Source organism: Streptomyces niphimycinicus, assembly GCF_018883605.1.
GTDB lineage: Bacteria > Actinomycetota > Actinomycetes > Streptomycetales > Streptomycetaceae > Streptomyces > Streptomyces niphimycinicus.
This window is the reverse complement of record NZ_JAHLEM010000113.1, coordinates 1-2531: the sequence shown is the minus strand read 5'-3', so window position 1 is coordinate 2531 and position 2531 is coordinate 1. Positions and strand designations below refer to the sequence as shown.

Genomic DNA, 2531 nt, shown 5'->3' with positions numbered 1-2531 from the left:
CCCGCTACTGGATCGATGTCGCGCGCGCCTTCGACCAGTGGGGCAAGCCTGACCGCTGCTACCGCGCGCTACTGGCCGCGGAGCACGCGGCACCGCAGGAGGTCCGCCGCGGCTCCGTGCGGACGCTGGCCGCCGGGCTGATGCGGCACGACCGCGCCCTTCCCGGCGTACGCGCGTTCGCTCAGCGCGTCGGCGTCCTCACATGACGCTGCCAAACAGCGCCGGGGCGCGGTTCAGCGGGTCTCAGGACTCCCCGGGCCGGGGTGACCGGGGTGCGTACGGCGGCCTGGACGCACGCCTGCCGAACACACCCCGAAGCAATCCCTACAGCACCAGTGCCCGATAGCGGTCGGCGACCTCCGCCAGGACCTCCGCGCCGTCCCGGGCCCACAGGTCCGGGTTGAAGATCTCCACCTCGATCGGGCCGGTGTAGCCCGTGGCGTCGACCTGTTCGCGGAACCAGCGGAAGTCGACCGATCCGTCGCCCAGTTGGCCCCGGCCCAGCAGGACGCCCTCCGGGAGGGGCGTGATCCAGTCGGCGAGCTGGAAGGCGGCGATGCGGCCGCCCGCGCCCGCGCGGGCGATCTGGGCGGCCACGGTGTCGTCCCACCACAGGTGGTAGGTGTCCACGATCACGCCCACCTGGTCCGCCGGGAAGCGCTCGGCCAGGTCGAGGGCCTGGGCGAGGGTGGAGACCACGCAGCGGTCGGCGGCGTACATGGGGTGCAGGGGCTCGATGGCCAGGCGGACGCCGTGGTCGGCGGCGTACGGGGCCAGCTCGCCCAGGGCGTCGGCGATGCGCTCGCGGGCGGCGAAGAGGTCGCGGCTGCCGGACGGGAGGCCGCCGGAGACCAGGACCAGGGTGTCGGTGCCCAGGATGGCGGCCTCGTCGATGGCCTTACGGTTGTCGGCCAGGGCCGTGGCGCGTGCCTCGGGGTCGATCGCGGTGAAGAAGCCGCCCCGGCACAGGCTGGTGACGGCCAGCCCGGCGCCCCGCACCAGCTCGGCTGCGGCGGCCACGCCGTACTTCTGGATCGGCTCGCGCCACAGGCCCACGCCGGTGACACCCGCCTTGACGCAGCCCTCCGCCAGCTCGGGCAGCGACCACTGCTTGATCGTTTCCTGGTTGAGGCTCAGCCGGGACAGGGCGCTCATCGGGTGACTCCGTACACGGACAGCAGATGTTTCATCCGGGATTCGGCCAGCGCCGGGTCCGGGAACAGGCCAAGCCCGTCGGCCAGTTCGTACGCCCGCGCCAGATGCGGCAGCGAGCGGGCCGACTGGAGGCCGCCGACCATCGTGAAGTGCGACTGATGGCCCGCCAGCCAGGCCAGCAACACCACGCCCGTCTTGTAGTAGCGGGTCGGGGTCTGGAAGAGGTGGCGGGAGAGTTCCACCGTCGGGTCCAGCAGGGCCCGGAAGGCGGTGGTGTCGCCGGTGTCCAGTCTGCGTACGGCCTCGGCCGCCAGCGGGCCCAGCGGGTCGAAGATGCCGAGCAGGGCGTGGCTGAAGCCCCGGTCATCGCCCTCGATCAGCTCGGGGTAGTGGAAGTCGTCGCCCGTGTAGCAGCGCACCCCGTCCGGCAGTTCGCGCCGCAGGTCGATCTCGCGCCGGGCGTCCAGCAGGGAGACCTTGATGCCGTCGACCTTGTCGGGGTGGGCAGCGATGACGTCGAGGAAGGTGCGGGTGGCGGCGTCCAGGTCGGTGCTGCCCCAGTAGCCCTCGAGGGCCGGGTCGAACATCGGGCCCAGCCAGTGCAGGATCACCGGCTCGGCGGACTGGCGCAGCAGATGGCCGTAGACCTCCAGATAGTCCTCGGGGCCCTTGGCCACGGCGCACAGGGCGCGCGATGCCATCAGGATGGCCTGGGCGCCGGACTCCTCGCAGACGGCGAGCTGTTCCTCGTAGGCGGCCCGGACCTCGGCCACGCCGAAGGGGTAGCCGATCTCGGTGGCGGAGAGCTGGTCGGTGCCGACGCCGCAGGCGATCCGGCCGCCGACCGCCTTCGCCTCGGCCGCCGAGCGGCGGATCAGCTCGGCGGCGCCCGCCCAGTCCAGGCCCATACCGCGCTGGGCGGTGTCCATGGCCTCGGCCACGCCCAGCCCGTGCGACCACAGATGGCGGCGGAAGGCCAGGGTGGCGTCCCAGTCGACGGCGGCCGGGCTGTCGGGGGTCACATCGGCGTACGGGTCGGCCACCACATGGGCGGCCGAGAAGACGACGCGGGAGGTGAAGGGGGCCCCGGGGGTGAGCGACAGCGGCTCGGTGCGGGGTTCGTAGGGGCGGGTCGTGCCGCCCGGCGCGGGAAGGTAGAGGGTCACAGGCTCAGCTCCGGTACGTCCAGGCGGTGGCGGGTCACAGGCTCAGCTCCGGTACGTCCAGGCGGCGGGTCACAGGCTCAGCTCCGGTACGTCCAGGCGGCGGCCCTCGGCCGACGACTTCAGGCCCAGCTCGGCGAGCTGGACACCGCGCGCCCCGGCCAGCAGGTCCCAGCGCCAGGGCTCGTCGAGCGCGACATGGCGCAGGAACAG

The 2531-nt window shown here is 73.0% G+C and carries 2 protein-coding genes and 2 pseudogenes; 1 reads left to right on the top strand and 3 read right to left on the bottom strand.

The features are described 5' to 3' along the window. Positions 1-206, top strand: a pseudogene (locus KN815_RS13150) (XRE family transcriptional regulator); the annotation flags it as partial. Positions 207-324: 118 nt separating this feature from the next. On the opposite strand, the gene KN815_RS13145 reads toward KN815_RS13150, so the two are convergent. The 3 genes and pseudogenes from KN815_RS13145 to KN815_RS13135 form a co-directional block, all read right to left on the bottom strand. Then, entirely contained in the window at positions 325-1155 is an 831-nt protein-coding gene (locus tag KN815_RS13145; protein ID WP_216341983.1) for a sugar phosphate isomerase/epimerase family protein, read from the bottom strand. After that, entirely contained in the window at positions 1152-2321 is a 1170-nt protein-coding gene (locus tag KN815_RS13140) for a dihydrodipicolinate synthase family protein (protein WP_216341982.1), read from the bottom strand. The genes KN815_RS13145 and KN815_RS13140 overlap by 4 nt, the downstream gene beginning before the upstream one ends. Positions 2322-2390: 69 nt before the next feature. Further along, a pseudogene (locus KN815_RS13135) lies at positions 2391-2531 on the bottom strand (Gfo/Idh/MocA family protein); the annotation flags it as partial.

Coding starts and splice junctions, on each gene's coding strand:
- KN815_RS13145 (WP_216341983.1), bottom strand. CDS start 1,155: ATGAGCGCCCTGTCCCGGCTGAGCCTCAACCAGGAAACGATCAAGCAG.